Raw genomic sequence first — 16,350 nt, forward strand, 5'->3', positions numbered from 1 at the left:
TATGGCGGGATGAACCCCTTGATCGCTGCCTTGCCCATGTATGATTGGCCCGAACGCCGTGCCGAGGTCGATGCCGAATGGCACAGGCTGCGCGATGCGCTGCATGCGGGCGGCATAGATGCGCCAGCGGAACTGACCCGGCCCTGCAACGACCTGTTCGCCGTCTGGCGCGATCCGCGCCTTCTGTTCGCCCAGACCTGCTGGGGCCCGATGCAGACCGGCTTGCAGGATCATGTCCAGCTCGTCGGTCAGCCCGATTATTCCGATTGCGAAGGTGGGAAGGGCGCATTCTATTCGAGCGTCATTCTCATGCGCGCCGGCGATGCAGGCGATGCGGTCGCCGCGCCGGCCGACGGAACGGCGCAAATTCCCGTCGCGCTGTTGCGCGGCAAGCGGTTCGCCTACAATGATCCGCTTTCCATGTCCGGCCTGCTCGCCCTGTCCAACGATCTGGAGGCGCTGGGCGCCGGCCTCGACATTTTCACCCCGCGCATCATGACGGGCGCGCATCGCGCCTCGATCCGTTCCGTCGCGGCGCGCAAGGCGGACGTCTGCGCCATCGACTGCCGGTCCTGGATGCTGGCGCAGGCATTCGAACCGGCGGCCCGGCACCTGCGGGCCGTTGGCTGGACCGCGCGGCGCCCGGGTCTGCCATACATCACCGCGCGCGACACGCCGGACGAGGCCGTGGCCCTGTTGCGCCGGATGAGCGCGGTTAGCCCCGCATCCGCTCCCCTTCCGGATCGAACGGCGGCAGCGTATTGATCCGTGCTCGGCGACGCTGGCCGAGAATCTCGATCTCGAACAGGCCGTCGCCTTCATCCTCGGCGAGCGCCGCCGGCACATAGCCCTGCGCCATGGATTTCTCCACATGATGCGCATAGCCGCCAGAGGTCACCCAGCCGACGACGCGCCAGTCGCCGTCCTGAATGCCACGGATGGCGGCGGCGTCCGCTTCATGGCCGTTCGCAACGCCGCCATCGATCTGTTTGCCGGTGGCGTCGAAACGCGGTGCGCCATAGCCATGCGGCTTCTCCACCGTGCCGAAATCCCTGGTCCCCACCTTGGCCCAGATCGGCTCGTCGCCCATCACGTCGGCGTCTCCCGCCTCGATCATGAAGGAGACGCGGCGCAGCTTCGGCCCTTCGGCGAGTTCGCGGGCGGCTGCTTCCCGGCCGATGAAATCGTTCTTCTCAAGCTTGATGAACCGTTCCATCGCACCCTCGAAGGGACCGTAGATCGGCCGTAATTCGCGGAACCAGGTTGGAAAATTTTTCTCAAGCCGCATGCACAGCAGTGCCCGCATGCCGAAATCGACGATGCCGAATGCCGCGCCGGCTGCCTTGATCGCTTCATAGACGCGCCTTTGATAAGCGGGCGGCATCCAGATTTCGTAGCCCAGATCGCCCGTATAGGTGAGCCTGTTGACCATGCAGGGAGCGCCGGCCACGGCCATCTCGCGAAAATCCATGAACCGGAAAGCGTCCTTCGATACATCGGTGTCGACAAGTTGCTCCAGCACCGCCCGCGCTTGCGGACCGGCGATCGACAGGCCGACCAGCGTCTGGTCGAAGCGGTGGATGCGCACCGAGCCATCCTTCGGCTGATGCTTCTCGAACCAGCGCATGTGATAGATCTGCGCCGCCGACGAGCCCCACACCATGAAACGGTCGCCACCGGCATTGGCTATGGTGAAGTCGCCGATCAGCTTGCCGAACGCGTTGAGCATCGGCGACAGCACGATGCGGCCGGGCTTCGGCATGCGATTGGTCATCAGGCGATTGAGGAAATCTGCCGCACCCGGGCCGGATACCTCGTACTTGGCGAAATTGGCGATCTCGGTGACGCCGACGCGTTCGCGCACGGCGCGCACCTCATTGCCCACATGCTCGAAATCGTTCGAGCGATGGAAGGAGACGATGTCCTTCGCCTCCGTGCCTTTCGGCGCAAACCAAAGCGGCGTCTCCAGCCCCCAGCTGTCGCCCATCACCGCATTGTTGTCGCGGCTCATGATGTCGTAGAGCGGTGTGGTCTGTGCCGGGCGGGCCGCCGGCAGCTCCTCGTTGGGAAAGCGGATCGAAAAGCGCCGCGAATAGTTTTCGCGCACCTTGGCGTTGGTGTAGCGCAGGCTCGCCCATTCGCCGAAGCGCGCCACGTCCATGCCCCACACGTCGAAGCCCGGATCGCCGTCGACCATCCAGTTCGCCAGCGCCAGCCCAACACCGCCGCCCTGGGAAAAGCCGGCCATCACCGCGCAGGCGCACCAGAAATTGGTCAGCCCCTGCACCGGTCCGACCAGCGGGTTGCCGTCCGGCGCGAAGGTGAAGGGGCCGTTGATGACCTGCTTTATGCCGGCATTCTGCAGCGCCGGGAAATGGCGGAATCCCACCTCCAGCGACGGCGCGATGCGGTCGATGTCGGGCTCCAGCAGCTCATGGCCGAAATCCCACGGCGTCTGGCGCGGCGACCAGGGCTTGGCGGCTTTCTCATAGGTGCCGAGCAGAATGCCGTTGCGTTCCTGGCGCGTGTAGATCTCGCCCTTGAAATCGATCACGCCGATCATCTCGCGGCCGGTCGCGCGGTTGAATTCCTCTACCTCGGGCATCGGCTCGGTCAAAAGATACATGTGCTCCATCGCCAGGAGCGGCAGTTCGAGGCCGACCATGCGGCCCACCTCGCGCGCCCACAGCCCGCCGCAATTGACCACGTGCTCGGCCTTCACCGTGCCTTGCTCTGTGACGACATTCCAAGTGCCGTCAACCTCTTGCGTCAGTTCGATGACTCGGTTTCTCAAGACGATTTCCGCGCCCAGCTTGCGCGCCGCCTTGGCATAGGCATGGGTCGTTCCCGACGGGTCGAGATGGCCTTCCACCGGATCCCACATGGCGCCGACGAAATGGCGCTCGTCCATCAGCGGGAACATGGCCTTGGCTTCCGACGGCGTGATGAGTTCCGTCTCCATGCCGAGATAGCGGCCCTTGGCGTGCGCCAGGCGCAAAAAATCCATGCGCTCGGGACTGTCGGCCAGCATCACGCCGCCCGTCAGGTGCAGCCCGCAGGATTGTTCCGAAAGGTCCTCGATCTCCTTGTAGAGCTGCACCGTATAGGCCTGCAGCTTGGCGACGTTCGGATCGCCGTTCAGCGTGTGGAAACCGCCGGCCGCATGCCAGGAAGACCCCGAGGTCAGCTCCGAACGCTCGATCAGCATCACGTCCTGCCAGCCGGCGCGGGCCAGATGATAGAGCACCGAGCAGCCGACGACACCACCGCCGATGATCACAGCTTTTGCATGATATTTCATGGAGTTGTCCCCGTCTTTAAAGTTGGTGGATTGACGGTATGGACGTAGCGAAGGTCTGGTGCCGCAACGTTTTCGCTCAGTCGACCGTCGAGAGCAGCAAGGATGGTTTCGCAAACCGCAGCGCGCTGTTTGAGAATATCGAGGCTCCAGAAACGCAAGATGGAGAAGCCACGCCGCCGCATATCCTCATCGCGGCGGCGGTCATAGGCGCTGTCGGCGTGTTGACTGCCGTCGATCTCGACCACGAGCCGTCGTTCGCGGCAGGCGAAATCGGCAAAGTAGGACCCGATGGGGAACTGGCGGATAAACTTGAAACCACCCAGCCCGCGGCGTTTCAGCTCGAGCCAAAGCAGGGCCTCGGCTTCGTTGCCACTCTGGCGCAGTTGTCTTGCGCGCTTCGTGGTGCCGGCTGTTCTACGGCTTCGCGTTGCGCCATCCCCCACTCCGTCCCTTTGGGCCACCTCTCCCCCCGGGGGGGGGAGAGGAAGGGTGCCGACGATCTCCGCCAGCGCTTCCTCTCCCCCGTCGAGCGGGGGAGAGGTGGTCCGCGAAGCGGATCGGAGTGGGGGTCGACTGCGCCTCATTAAGACCTCTCAAAAATCCGTCGGCGCGCCGCCTTCGCGGATGCGGCGTTCGACGAACGCGTCGAGTTCTTCGCGAATGGCCTCGTCCATCGGCGGCGGCTCATACATGGCGAGCCGCTCCTTCCACAGCCGGTTGGCGTGATCGATGGAGGTCGGCGAGCCAGCCTGCGCCCAGCTCTCGTAATTGCGCCAGTCGGAGATGATCGGCGCGTAGAAGGCCGTCTTGTAGCGCGCCTGCGTGTGCGGCGAGCCGAAGAAATGGCCGCCGGGACCGACCTCACGGATCGCCTCGACGCCGAGCGCGTCCTCGGAGAGGTCGAGTGGTGTGAGGAACTCGGCCATCATCTGCAACAGATCGATGTCGAGCATCATCTTCTCGTAGGAGCAGCATAATCCGCCCTCGAGCCATCCGGCCGCATGCTTGATCAGATTGGCTCCGCCCTGGACACAGCCCCACAGCGAGAAGACGCTTTCATAGGCCGCCTGCGCGTCCACCGTGTTGGCGGCGCAGACATTCGAGCTGCGATAGGGAATGGCGTAGCGCCGGGCAAGCTGCCCGCCGAGCAATTGCGCCTTCATGTATTCGGGCGTGCCGAAGGCCGGCGCGCCCGAGCGCATGTCGACATTCGACGTGAAACCGCCATAGCCGACCGGCGCGCCTTTCCTGACCATCTGCGCGAAGGCGAGTGCTGCCAGCGCCTCGGCATTCTGCTGCACCACCGCGCCGGCGACGGTGACGGGCGCCATGGCGCCGGCCAGCGTGAACGGGGTGACGATGACCGCCTGGCCGTGCCTGGCCATCTGGATGATGCCCTCCATCATCGGAATGTCGAGCTTCAGTGGCGAATTGGTGTTGATGATGGTGAAGCAGGAAACCTCGTTCTCGAACTGCTCGCGGCTGACGCCACGGGCGATGCGGGCGATTTCGATGCCGTCCAGATTGCGTTCCTTGCCGAGCGAATAGATGTGGAACGCCTTGTCGGTCAGCGTGACGATGTCGCGCAGGCATTCCAGATGACGGATGCCGGCATGGATGTCGACCGGCTCGACCGGGTAGCCGCCCTGACACTGGACGATGTTGTGCATCTGCGAGAGTTTGACGAAGTTGCGGAAATCCTCCTGATTGCCGGGGCGGCGCCCGCGGTCGACATCGGAACAATTCGGCGCCGAGGCCATTTCGGCGACGATGATGTTCCTGCCGCCCATGCGCAGATTGTGCGCGGGGTTGCGCGCATGCACGTCGAACTCGCTGGGGCAATGGGCGACGAAGTCGAGGACCAGCGCCGGGTCGAAATGCACCCGGTGCGTGTCTTCGCGCACATCGGCGCCATGCGCCTTCATGATGGCGCGCGCTTCGTCGTGCAGCACCTCGACGCCGATATCCTTGAGCACGGTCAAAGAGGCGTTGTGGATCGCTTCCAACTCATCCTCCGAGACGATCCGCGTCGGCTCGAAGGGGTTGACCAATTGCCGGAAGGCCGGTTGCTCGAACGAACTCGAACCGCTGCGTTTTCCGGCGCGTCCACCACGGCGTGAGCGGCCCGGAAGCGTATCGGCGGTGGCGAGATCGTCGGTCATGATGATCCTTTTCGGCTGCGGCGCTAGAGCGCCGTGCGCCCATTCGAACGCACAATGGACGCTCTATCTTTTTGTTTTTCCGCATTTATGCGGACGTCAGGTGTTTCCGCCTGACTGCAAAATGCTGTTGCCCGCATGATGGCGGCAAATGCCGCGTGGGTAGGCCGGCCTGGCGACCCTTAGCGCTACAGATGCGACACATGCTCTGTCGCGACAGCGACGCTTGTGCCGACAATGCGCCCGGGGCTAAACTCGCCGCATGAACACAGAGCGCCACCCGCACTGGCCGGCTTTCCCGGCGCAAAATCCGTCGCCGCGCACGCGGCACGCGGAGCTTTTGCGGCTGTGCGCGCGCATCGGATATTCGCCGCCCGTCTCGGTTTGAACCACCGTTCGGCACCCGCCGAAAACCTTCAAACGGAGAGAACACTCACATGACGTACCGGAATTTTTCGCTTGCCCAGCTCCAGGCGATGGACGCGGCGCACCATCTGCATCCCTTCACCGACCACAAGGATCTGCGCGAAGCGGGTTCGCGCATCGTCACGCGCGCCAACGGCGCCTTTGTCTACGACACCGAGGGCAGGGAGATCCTCGACGGCATGGCCGGCTTGTGGTGCGTCAACATCGGCTATGGCCGCGACGAACTGGCCGAGGCGGCGTTCGAGCAGATGAAGGAACTGCCCTATTACAACTCCTTCTTCCGCTGCTCGACGCCGACGCCGGTGCTTCTGGCACGGAAGCTGGCGGAACTCGCGCCGGACAACATCAACCAGGTCTTCTACGGCTCATCGGGATCCGAGGCCAATGACACGGCGTTGCGTCTCGTGCGCCACTATTGGGCGCTGGAGGGCAGGCCGCAGAAGAACCGCATCATCTCGCGCCAGTGGGCCTATCACGGCTCGACGGTCGCCGGCACCTCGCTTGGCGGCATGGGCGCCATGCACGAGCAGCTTCATGGCGCGGTGCCGAACATCGACCATGTGATGCCGCCCTATGCGTTCGAACTGCGCCGGCGGGGCGAAAGCGACCATGATTTCGGCCTGCGCGCGGCCAAGGCCGTCGAGGACGCCATCCTGGAGGCCGGCCCCGACACCGTCGCCGCCTTCATCGGCGAGCCGGTGATGGGGGCGGGCGGGGTAAAGATTGCGCCGGAAAGCTACTGGCCGGCGATCGACCGCATCTGCAAGCGACACGATGTGCTTTTGATGCTCGACGAGGTGATCACCGGCTATGGACGCACCGGCGCATGGTTCGCCGCCAACAGGCTTGGCCTCGAACCCGACACCATCACCACCGCCAAGGCGCTGACCTCGGGTTACCAGCCGCTGTCGGCGCTTCTGGTCGGCGACCGCATCGCCAGAACGCTGGTCGACAAGGGCGGCGAGTTCTATCACGGCTACACCTATTCGGGCCACCCGGTGGCCTGTGCCGTGGCGCTGAAGAACCTGGAGATCATCGAGCGCGAGGGATTGGTCGAGCGCGTGCGCGACGATACGGGGCCGTATTTCGCCACCGCCCTGAACGAGCGGATCGCCGGGCACGGCATTGTCGGCGAGGTGCGCTCCTACGGTCTGATGGGGGCGATAGAGATCGTCGCCGACAAGGAAACGCGTGAGCGGTTTCCCGGCCAGGGTGCGGCGGCGGCCCGCCTGCGCGACCATGCCATCGAGGGCGGCCTGATGATGCGCGCCGTTGGCGATACGATGATCCTGTCGCCGCCCTTGATCTGGACGCGGCAGACCATCGACATGGCTTGCGAGCGCATCGTGGCGGCGCTCGACAAGGCGGAAGGCGATTTGCGCAAGGGGTGAGGCGGCTGCTGCATCGGTCTGAAAATCGGAATCGATTTTCAGAAAGCACGACGCATGTCGATTTTGGTCGTGCTTGATCTTGTGGCAACAGCGTTGCACGTGGTTCGACAAGCTCACCATGAGGGAGGTTGAATTTGGCAGGGAGCCTGTTTCCGAGACGCTGCAGATGGGCGACTTTGCCACCATATGTCCCCCTCATGGTGAGCTTGTCGAACCACGCACCGGGGTAATGCAACGGGGTGCAAACTGTCTTGTCGTGTACAATAGTGCCCTGTTGGACGCGCGGCGCCCGAAAGAAAAACCGCGCTTCTTCGGGCGGGAAGAGACGCGGCTTTACGCTATTCTGACACGTGCCTTCGCGTTACTCATACGCTGCGAAGGCTTCCCGCTCCGGTACGCGAGACCTTATCCGGGGCCGGGGAGGCCGTTTATTGCTGCCTCGTCCCCTTTCTAGCGGCTCATGGTTACCGGGAAGTTAGCAGGATGCTTAAATTCGATCTTTTTTGCCGGCGTCCTATTTTTTGTCGTCCGGCTGGCCGCGCAGAAAATTGATGATGCCGGAGAAGTCGGTCCCCTCGTGGCCCATGGCGTTGAACAGCGTGTAGAGCTGCGTGGCCTCGGCGCCGAGCGGCGTCGCAGCACCCGCGCTTTGCGCCGCCTCCTGCGACAGGCGCAGATCCTTCAGCATCAGGCCGGCGGCAAAGCCTGGCTTGTAGCCGCGGTTGGCCGGCGAGGCGGGCACGGGCCCAGGCACCGGGCAGTAGCTCGTCAGCGACCAGCACTGGCCCGACGAGGTGGAGGCGACGTCGAACAGCGCCTGGTGCGACAGGCCGAGCTTTTCGGCCAGCACGAAGGCCTCGCCGACGGCAATCATCGAGATGCCCAGGATCATGTTGTTGCAGATCTTCGCCGCTTGCCCGGCGCCGCCTTCGCCGCAATGGACGACGCGGCCGGCCATCGGCTGCAGGATCGGCTCGGCCTTGGCGAAGGCTTTCTGCGCGCCGCCGGCCATGAAGGTCAGCGTGCCGCCCTCAGCCCCGCCGACACCGCCCGAGACCGGCGCGTCGATCGACAGGAGCCCGTGATCGGCGGCGATGGCATGTGCCTGCTTGGCCGAATCGACGTCGATCGTCGAGGAATCGATGAACAGCGTTCCCCTGGCCGCTTTCGGCGCGATGTCGCGATAGACCGACAGCACATGCTTGCCGGCAGGCAGCATGGTGATGACGATCTCGGCGTCCTTCACCGCCGCATGGGCGTTGGCCATGATGATGACGCCATTGCGCGTCGCTGTCTCCAGATTCTCGGTCACCAGATCGAAGCCCTGCACGGCGTGCCCGGCCTTGACCAGATTGGCGGCCATGGGGTTGCCCATATTGCCCAGGCCGATGAATGCGATGGTTGTCATTTGAATTCCTCCGGACGGCGGGAAGCGATGGGTGGTGAGCAGCGAATAGGGAACAGCGAGTAGCGAGTAGAAGATTCACCGTTCCTCGCAAGCAAGCAGATTTCCCCTACTCGCTATTCCCTATTCGCTACTCACTCCCTACCGTCCCACCAGATGCCGCGCGATGATGACGCGCATGATTTCATTGGTGCCTTCCAGAATCTGGTGCACGCGCAGGTCGCGCACCAGCTTCTCCACGCCGTATTCGTGCAGATATCCGTAGCCGCCATGCAGTTGCAGCGCATCGTTGGCGACATCGAAGCAGGTGTCGGTGACGAAGCGCTTGGCCATTGCCGACCATTTCGAGGCGTCGGGCGCCTTGGCGTCCAGCTTGGCGGCGGCGGTGTAAAGCATCATGCGCGAGGCCTGGATGCCCGTCTCCATGTCGGCCAGCTTGAACTGCAACCCCTGGAAACGGTTGATCGCCTGGCCGAAAGCCTGCCGCTCGGCCGTGTAGGACAGCGCCCTGTCGAGCGCCGATTGCGCCCCGCCCAGCGAACAGGCGGCGATGTTCAGCCGCCCTCCGTCGAGGCCGGCCATGGCGATGCCGAAGCCCGCGCCCTCGCTCGCCAGCAGGTTTTCCGCCGGCACCTTGCAATCCTCGAAGATCACCTGGCGGGTCGGCTGCATGTGCCAGCCCATCTTGTGTTCGGCCGGCCCGAAGGAGAGGCCCGGCGCGTCCTTCGGCACGACGATGGTCGACACGCCCTTCGGCCCGTCGTCGCCGGTGCGCGCCATGGTGACGTAGATGTCGTTGTCGCCGGCGCCGGAGATGAACTGCTTCGAGCCGTTCAGCACATAGTCGCCGCCCGATTTCACCGCCCGCGTCTTCAACGCCGCCGCATCCGAGCCCGCGCCCGGCTCCGTCAGGCAATAGCTCGCCAGCCACTCCATGGACGTGAGTTTCGGCAGGAAACGCTGGCGCTGTTCCTCGCTGCCGAACCTGTCGATCATCCAGCCGGCCATGTTGTGGATCGAGATGAAGGACGAAAAGCCGGGGCAGGCGGCGGCCAGCGCCTCGAAGATCAGCACCGCGTCGAGCCGGCCGAGGCCCGAGCCGCCGACATCGTCGCCGATGTAGATGCCACCGAAGCCGAGCGGCCCGGTCCGGCGCACCACATCGGCTGGAAAATGCTTTTCGCGGTCCCAGTCAAGCGCGTGCGGTGCCACCTCTTCTGCGGCGAAGCTTTGCGTCATTTCCTGGATGGCGCGTTGATCGGCGTTCAACTCGAACTGATCCGTCGCCTGCGAAACACTGGCATCCATGACGTCCTCCCGAGACGTTGTTCTTTCCTGTCGGTCGAGTTTAGTGCATTGAGTGTGCCGCGCAATGCGAGGCGCGGCACAGGCGCTGTGCGTCAAACGCGGATGACGGATAACAGGCGGGGTTCATGGCACGCGCCATCATGCTGCAAGGAACGGGATCGGATGTCGGCAAATCGGTTCTCGTTGCCGGCCTGTGCCGGGTGGCGAGGAATCGCGGCCTGACGGTGCGCCCCTTCAAGCCGCAGAACATGTCGAACAACGCGGCGGTGGCCGCCATCCCGGGCACTGCGGAGATGGGCGAGATCGGCCGCGCGCAATGGCTGCAGGCGCTCGCCTGCGGCGTCGCGCCGACCGTCGACATGAACCCGGTGCTGATCAAGCCGGAAAGCGACACGGGCGCGCAGCTCGTCGTGCAGGGCCTCGCGCGCGGCGCGTCGAAGGCGCGCGATTATCAATCCCGCAAGGGCGAACTTCTCGGCGCCGTGCTGCAATCCTTCAAACGGCTTTGCGCGGATGCCGATCTCGTCATCGTCGAAGGCGCCGGCTCGCCGGCGGAAATCAACCTGCGCGCCCGCGACATTGCCAATATGGGCTTTGCGACACGGGCTGACGTGCCGGTCGTGCTGGTCGGCGATATCGACCGGGGAGGGGTGATCGCCGCCCTTGCCGGCACGCACCTCATCCTCGATGAGGAGGACCGGCGCATGATCATCGGCACCATCGTCAACAAGTTCCGCGGCGACATTTCGCTGTTCGACGAAGGGCTGGCCGCCATCAATCGCTTCACCGGCTGGCGCTCCTTCGGCGTCGTGCCGTGGCTGGCCGATGCGGCACGCCTGCCGTCGGAGGATTCGGTGATGCTGGCGCGCCGCGCCAGCCCCATGGCGGCAAAGCTGAAGGTCGCGGTGCCGATGCTGTCGCGGATCGCCAATTTCGACGATCTCGATCCCTTGTCGGCCGAACCGGAGGTCGAGGTGGTGTTCGTCCCGCCCGGCGAGCGCCTGCCGCGCGATGCGGGCCTGATCGTCATTCCCGGCTCCAAATCGACCGTCGCCGATCTTGCCTTCCTGCGCCGGCAGGGCTGGGCCGACGACATCGCCGCGCATCGCGCCCGCGGCGGCCATGTGGCCGGCCTGTGCGGCGGCTACCAGATGCTCGGGCGCCTCATCGATGATCCCGATGGTTTCGAGGGCGCTTCGGGTCGTGTCGACGGGCTCGGCCTGCTCGACATCGAAACGGTCATGCAGCCGCAGAAGGCGGTGCGCGAAGTGGCCGCGCATTCGCCGCGCTACGACACGCCGATCTCCGGTTACGAGATTCACATCGGGCGCAGCGACGGACCGGATTGCGCCCGGCCCGTGGCGATGATCGGCGACCGCCCCGACGGGGCGATCTCGCAGGACGGCCGGGTGTTCGGCACCTATATCCATGGTCTGTTCGGCGACGATGCCTTCCGCGCGCGCTTCCTGCGCGATTTCGGCATCGAGACCGGCGGCGTCAACCACCGCCGGCAGGTGGAGGCGGCGCTCGACGCCATTGCCGCGCAACTGGAAACGCATCTCGATTGCGATGCGCTCCTGGCTGCCGCGCGTTATAGCGTTTTGCAGTCAGGTGGAATCACCTGACGTCCGTAAAATGCGGAAAAACAAGGAAATAGAGCGTCCTTTGTGCGTCCGAATGGACGCACGGCGCTCTAGCCGTCGTCGGGTCGTTCGTGCGCTTTCGGCCAATAGGTGCCGAAACACCAGACATTGCCTTCCGGGTCGCTGCAGATGAAATCGCGGCTGCCATAGTCGCAGTCAGTCAGGCCCTCGAGGATGTCCGCCCCGGCGGCCTGCGCGCGCGCGAACAACGCATCGGCGTCATCGACGGCGATGTAGAGCGATTTGCCGCCCGCATGTCCGGGCCCGCCGACCATCGCGCCATAGGCGTCGTCGGCGGTTTCGCCGAGCATGATCATCGATGAGCCGAGCGCCAGCTCGGCATGCACGGTTCGCCCGGCATTCTCGTGTCTGGAGTGGATCCTGAAGCCGAAGGCCTCGACGAGCCAGTCGATCATGCGGGCCGCGTCGCGGTAGCGGAAGGTCGGGTAGATGCGTGGCGGTTCGATGGACATGTCATGGGTCATGGAAAGCCTCCTTTGCCTCGGAACGCTTCACACTGGCAGAGGGTTGCCGCCCGGTCTTGAAGGAATGTTACCTTTGCCGCCGGCAGCAGCAACCCGAACAAGTGGACGTTCAAACGAGGCGCGCCTGCCAGTCGGATGGCGTTTCGCCGGCGAACGCGACGAACTCGCGCACCAGATGGGCCTGATCCGCATAGGCGCATTCGGCGGCGATGTCGGCCCAGCGCGGCGTGCCGGCGCGCGCCAGCCGAAGCACGCTGTGAAAGCGCATCATGCGGGCGACGGTTTTCGGGGAAAGTCCGATCTCCTCGCGAAACCGCTGCGCCAGATGCTTGCGGCTCCAGTCCAGTTCGCCGGCAATGTCGGAGATGCGCACCGTGCCTTCGCTGACATGGAGGCGCTGAAGCGCCCGGTGAACGGCGGGCGAGGGCGCTGCCCGCTCGTCAAGCCGGCGATAGACGAAGGCCTCGGCGAGATCCAGGCGGCGCTGCCAATCGGTCTCCTCGCCAAGCCTTTGCCGCAGCCGGTCGGCGCTATCGCCAAGGAGCGCGTCCAAGGGCACCAATTGTCCTGTCAGTTCGTGCATCGGCAGGCCGAAGAAGCGGCGCGCGCCTTGCGGCGTGAAATTGACCTGGATGCAGGCCGATGCGCCGAAGGAATCGATCACCGCCGGCCCGGCGAAAAGTCCCGCCGCAAACGTCCCGAAACATTCGTCCGGTTGCGGCGCGCGGCCAAGGGCGATGGCGAACGGGGCGTCGAAGCTGATGATCATCGGCACGACCAGCGATGCCGCATCGCGCTGGCGAAAATGTCCCGGCAGCGATTCCGAATAGAAGATGAAGTCGTCGACCGCATGGCGATAGGCTGGCAGAGCGCTGCGGCGGCGCAGGAAAAAGCCATCCATCGCCGGTGGAACGGGACCGGTGGGCGAATCCTTCCATTGATCGGTGGCGCAAGCCTGCATCGCTGCAGCCTATCGCATTTCGCCGGCCGGCGAAACGCCCCGCACCGCCCGAAGGCGCATCCGAGGGAAGAGGGTGTCTTGCCGCGTCCCCGGGATCATACGCATCCCCGGCAAGCATGCCCGCGCCGGGGCTAAAGCCCCTTGAACACCACGCCGGCGGCGAGCAGCACATAGGCGATCGTCATGATCCATACGGCCGGCAGCGGCACGAAGGACAGGACGTTCAGCGCGACGATCAGCGCCACCAGGGCGATGATCAGGCTCAGGAGAAAGATGAGTTTGGTCGGTGGGTTGAGTGCCATTGGATCCTCGCGGAAAGTGTTTCAGCGAGCATTCAGTAGCGGCAAGGGAGGCTTATAGGCCAATAGAGCGCAACAGCGGGTTGTCGGCATCCATCAGGAGGCGCACCGCCAGCGCCAGACAGACCAGCACGAGAAGCGGCTTGATCAGCCCCGATCCCCGCTTCATGGCGAAGGACGCGCCGATGCGCGCGCCGGCGATCTGCGCCACCCCCATCACCAGCCCCGTCTTCCAGGAGACCGCGCCGATGGCGGCGAATGCGGCGAAGCCGCCGATATTGGAGGCGAAGTTGAGAAACTTGGTGTGCGCCGTGGCCTTCAGCAGGCCCTGGCCCGCCAGGCTGACGAAGGCCAGCATGAGGAACGAGCCGGTGCCCGGGCCGAAGGCGCCGTCGTAGAGGCCCAGAAGCGGTGCGATGGTCAGCCCGAAAAGAAGCGGCGAAATGCGTTCCGCCCGGTCGATATCGCCGAGATTGGGCTTGAAGACGAAATAGAGCGCCACGGCAATGAGCAGGACAGGCATCATGCCGCGCAGCAGCGCCGCCGGCAGGACGGTGGCGATCAACGCGCCGACGATCGATGCCAGAAAGGCGAGAAAGCCCGGCAGGAACTGGCGCTTGACATCGACGTGGCCACCCTTGGCATAGGCATAGGCGGCGGCCCCGGTGCCGAAAAGCCCCTGCAGCTTGTTGGTCCCCAGCGCTTGGACCGGCGGAAAACCGGCCAGAAGCAGGGCCGGTATCGTCACCAGCCCGCCGCCACCGGCTATGGCATCCATGAAGCCGGCGAAGAAGGCGGCCAGCGTGAGGAGAAGCAGGATTTCAATCGATACGTCAAACATTCAGCACACTTCGCCTGCATCAGCTGGATCTGGACATCGGAAAGGCAATTCATTGGGGGCGGGCGCGAGGCAGCAAACTCGGCGCTTGCATCACACCGGGTGCATTTCTGCAAGCATAATTGCCCGCAGCCGCACTTGACGTGAACTCTGCTTCAACCAAATGCCGTCATGTACGGTCAGGACCTATTGATCTTGCAGGATTGGCGAACGATGGACACGGAAATGCAAGGAGAGACGCGCAGGGCGGGCTTACGCCCGGCCAGGCGGCTCGACGCGGCAGTTCAAAGTCCATCGCCCGTTCCTTCGGGATATGGCCAATTTGCCTGGAGAGAGCGTTGCGAGCCTTTGAAAACCGGATGGTTTCCTGCAGGCTTGCGCCTCCTCTCCAGGCAAATTGACTCATACCAATCCAGCAAGATTAATGGGGCCTGACCCTGGTCTGGGAGAACGGGAAGGAACATGATGCCGCGAGCGCCAGGACATGGAAAGGAACTGCCTGCCGGGACCGGGGCTGCAATGCAGGCGGCGTTGAGCGCCGATCTGTTGATGCTGCTGCGTCTGGCGCTTTCTGATGACGCGCTGGGCATGCGGGAGAGCGAGGTGCTGCGGCGCGTCGCACGGGATGCTTTCGGCATCGCCGATCTCGACGAGGAAGGCCTGTTCGACGCCCTCGACGGGTTTGGTTCCTCGGCAAATGCCTTCCAGGCACGCCAGGTCCTGCGCGGCGGCGGCCGCGAATACGGCATCACGCTGGCGCGATTGCTCCACACCATTGCCGAAAGCGATGTTGAACTCATGCGGCGGCGTGACCGCCTCGGCACGCGCGTCGCCGATATTCTCGATCTCTCCCCCGATGAGGTGAAAGCGCCTGCGGACCGCTGAAATGTGCCGCTGCCGCTATGGGGCGGTTTCCTCCGCTGCGATCTGCGCCAGAATCCAGGACCGGAAGGCGGAAATCTTGGGAATGTTGCGCCGGCTTTCAGGATAGACGAGCCAGAAGGCGTTGCCGTCCGTTGCGGTCAGGTCGAATGGCTGGACGAGCATTCCGCTGGCCAATTCCGCATGAAAGAATGCCGGCGTCAGGATGGCCGCGCCCTGGCCGCTCATTGCCGCTCGCGCGTCGCTTGTTTGTGATCCCGTCCGCATTCCGGCGCGCTTTGCCGGCGGTCGGTAGGCTGTGCCAGCCGCCTCACACCACATTTGCCAGCGTTTATCCTCCGGATCGATGAAGGGCAGCCGCAACAGGTCTTGCGCCGTCCGGACACCGCCAATGGATGCAGCCAGTTGCGGGCTCAACAAAGGCGTGAACTCCGTACGCATCAGACGATGCGCGCGGAGCCCCGGCCAATGGCCGTCGCCGACGCGGATCGCCACGTCGAAGGGGTCGCGCGCGAAATCGATCCGACGTTGCGTGTTGTCGAGGCGCACGGCCATGTGCGGATGCCTGACCTGGAACGTTCCAAGCCGCTGGGCGAGCCAGTTGCTGGCGAAAATCGGTACCGTGCTGAGGGCGAGCGTGGTTGTGGTGTTGGTTCGCGCCGTGGCGAAGGCGGCTTCCATACGGGCGAAGGAATCGATGATCGCCGGGGCGAGCGCCCGACCCGTTTCCGACAGTGCGACGGCGCGCGAATGCCTCTCGAACAAACGGTCGCCGAGACGCTCTTCCAAAAGCTTGATCTGATAGCTCACCGCCGCCTGCGTCATTCCAAGCTCTTCGGCGGCGCGCGTGAAATTCTCGTGCCGTGCCGCCGCCTCGAACACGCGAACGGCTGCCATCGGTGGCATCCGAGCATTCATAGGAACAAGCTCTCCTTATGATTGTGCATCCGTATTTAATTGGTAATCCGTTGTAATATGGGGAACGCTGCGCAGACACTTAAGTAGAGCTGATACCAAGGCGGATGTCAAAATGCCGATCCTCTCCATACTGCGCTTCCGCCTGCCGACGAAGAACAACGTGATCGAAGGCCAGTCGCGGCGATACCGGAATATCCACATCGACTCATTGTCGCCGCAGCTCAGACGCGACCTCGGCCTGCACGAGCAGATGCCGGCCGGCAAACACGACCGGCCCCGTCTGAGCGCCGGGTCGTTGTTGGATTTGTTTCGGTAGAGGCCGGTTCGATCTCCG

General features: G+C 64.3%; 15 protein-coding genes. 5 read left to right on the forward strand and 10 right to left on the reverse strand.

All coding sequences use genetic code 11. The features are described 5' to 3' along the window. Window positions 1-9 precede the first annotated feature (9 nt). Window positions 10-765, forward strand: coding sequence for a phosphate/phosphite/phosphonate ABC transporter substrate-binding protein (locus AB843_RS16300; RefSeq protein ID WP_048647925.1), 756 nt, complete (start codon window positions 10-12; stop codon window positions 763-765). Here the strand turns inward: AB843_RS16300 and AB843_RS16305 are convergent. From AB843_RS16305 to AB843_RS16315, 3 genes are all read right to left on the reverse strand, one after another. Then, the gene (locus AB843_RS16305) at window positions 716-3,301 is read right to left on the reverse strand and encodes a GcvT family protein (RefSeq protein WP_048647926.1); all 2,586 of its coding nucleotides are present in this window, start codon (window positions 3,299-3,301) and stop codon (window positions 716-718) included. The genes AB843_RS16300 and AB843_RS16305 overlap by 50 nt on opposite strands. Then, window positions 3,298-3,762, reverse strand: coding sequence for an endonuclease domain-containing protein (locus AB843_RS25045; RefSeq protein ID WP_244468001.1), 465 nt, complete (start codon window positions 3,760-3,762; stop codon window positions 3,298-3,300). The genes AB843_RS16305 and AB843_RS25045 overlap by 4 nt, the downstream gene beginning before the upstream one ends. A 132-nt stretch (window positions 3,763-3,894) precedes the next feature. Beyond that, on the reverse strand, window positions 3,895-5,463 hold the full coding sequence (locus tag AB843_RS16315; RefSeq protein ID WP_048647928.1) for a trimethylamine methyltransferase family protein: 1,569 nt from the start codon (window positions 5,461-5,463) through the stop codon (window positions 3,895-3,897). Window positions 5,464-5,897: 434 nt separating this feature from the next. Here AB843_RS16315 and AB843_RS16320 point away from each other — a divergent pair, with 434 nt between their 5' ends. Further along, a complete protein-coding gene (locus tag AB843_RS16320; RefSeq protein ID WP_048647929.1) occupies window positions 5,898-7,277 on the forward strand; it encodes an aspartate aminotransferase family protein in 1,380 nt (459 codons plus the stop codon). A 514-nt stretch (window positions 7,278-7,791) separates the two neighbouring features. On the opposite strand, the gene mmsB is transcribed toward AB843_RS16320, so the two are convergent. Continuing rightward, the gene (mmsB, locus tag AB843_RS16330) at window positions 7,792-8,685 is read right to left on the reverse strand and encodes a 3-hydroxyisobutyrate dehydrogenase (protein WP_048647931.1); all 894 of its coding nucleotides are present in this window, start codon (window positions 8,683-8,685) and stop codon (window positions 7,792-7,794) included. A gap of 138 nt (window positions 8,686-8,823) precedes the next feature. Continuing rightward, on the reverse strand, window positions 8,824-9,990 hold the full coding sequence (locus AB843_RS16335; RefSeq protein WP_048647932.1) for an isobutyryl-CoA dehydrogenase: 1,167 nt from the start codon (window positions 9,988-9,990) through the stop codon (window positions 8,824-8,826). Between the two features lie 125 nt (window positions 9,991-10,115). Between AB843_RS16335 and AB843_RS16340 the strand changes: the two genes are divergently transcribed. Next, window positions 10,116-11,615 carry a cobyric acid synthase gene (locus AB843_RS16340; RefSeq protein ID WP_048647933.1) on the forward strand — a complete coding sequence of 500 codons (1,500 nt, stop codon included), beginning with the start codon at window positions 10,116-10,118 and terminating at the stop codon, window positions 11,613-11,615. Window positions 11,616-11,683: 68 nt separating this feature from the next. On the opposite strand, the gene AB843_RS16345 is transcribed toward AB843_RS16340, so the two are convergent. The 4 genes from AB843_RS16345 to AB843_RS16355 form a co-directional block, all read right to left on the reverse strand. After that, window positions 11,684-12,118, reverse strand: coding sequence for a VOC family protein (locus AB843_RS16345; protein WP_048647934.1), 435 nt, complete (start codon window positions 12,116-12,118; stop codon window positions 11,684-11,686). A gap of 109 nt (window positions 12,119-12,227) precedes the next feature. Next, window positions 12,228-13,079, reverse strand: coding sequence for a helix-turn-helix domain-containing protein (locus AB843_RS16350; protein ID WP_244468002.1), 852 nt, complete (start codon window positions 13,077-13,079; stop codon window positions 12,228-12,230). A 131-nt stretch (window positions 13,080-13,210) separates the two neighbouring features. Then, window positions 13,211-13,381, reverse strand: a complete 171-nt coding sequence (locus AB843_RS25920; RefSeq protein WP_087587128.1) for a hypothetical protein — start codon at window positions 13,379-13,381, stop codon at window positions 13,211-13,213. A 52-nt stretch (window positions 13,382-13,433) separates the two neighbouring features. Next, window positions 13,434-14,219, reverse strand: coding sequence for a TSUP family transporter (locus AB843_RS16355; RefSeq protein WP_048647936.1), 786 nt, complete (start codon window positions 14,217-14,219; stop codon window positions 13,434-13,436). 462 nt (window positions 14,220-14,681) lie between these two features. Here AB843_RS16355 and AB843_RS16360 point away from each other — a divergent pair, with 462 nt between their 5' ends. Beyond that, window positions 14,682-15,101: a TerB family tellurite resistance protein gene (locus AB843_RS16360; protein WP_157384536.1), complete on the forward strand. Its 420-nt coding sequence runs from the start codon at window positions 14,682-14,684 to the stop codon at window positions 15,099-15,101. 15 nt (window positions 15,102-15,116) lie between these two features. On the opposite strand, the gene AB843_RS16365 is transcribed toward AB843_RS16360, so the two are convergent. After that, window positions 15,117-16,004, reverse strand: coding sequence for a LysR substrate-binding domain-containing protein (locus AB843_RS16365; RefSeq protein WP_244468003.1), 888 nt, complete (start codon window positions 16,002-16,004; stop codon window positions 15,117-15,119). A 124-nt stretch (window positions 16,005-16,128) separates the two neighbouring features. Here AB843_RS16365 and AB843_RS16370 point away from each other — a divergent pair, with 124 nt between their 5' ends. After that, window positions 16,129-16,332: a hypothetical protein gene (locus AB843_RS16370; protein ID WP_048647939.1), complete on the forward strand. Its 204-nt coding sequence runs from the start codon at window positions 16,129-16,131 to the stop codon at window positions 16,330-16,332. The last annotated feature ends 18 nt before the right edge of the window (window positions 16,333-16,350 follow it).

This window comes from Nitratireductor soli (assembly GCF_001050155.1).
Classification (GTDB): Bacteria; Pseudomonadota; Alphaproteobacteria; order Rhizobiales; family Rhizobiaceae; genus Nitratireductor; species Nitratireductor soli.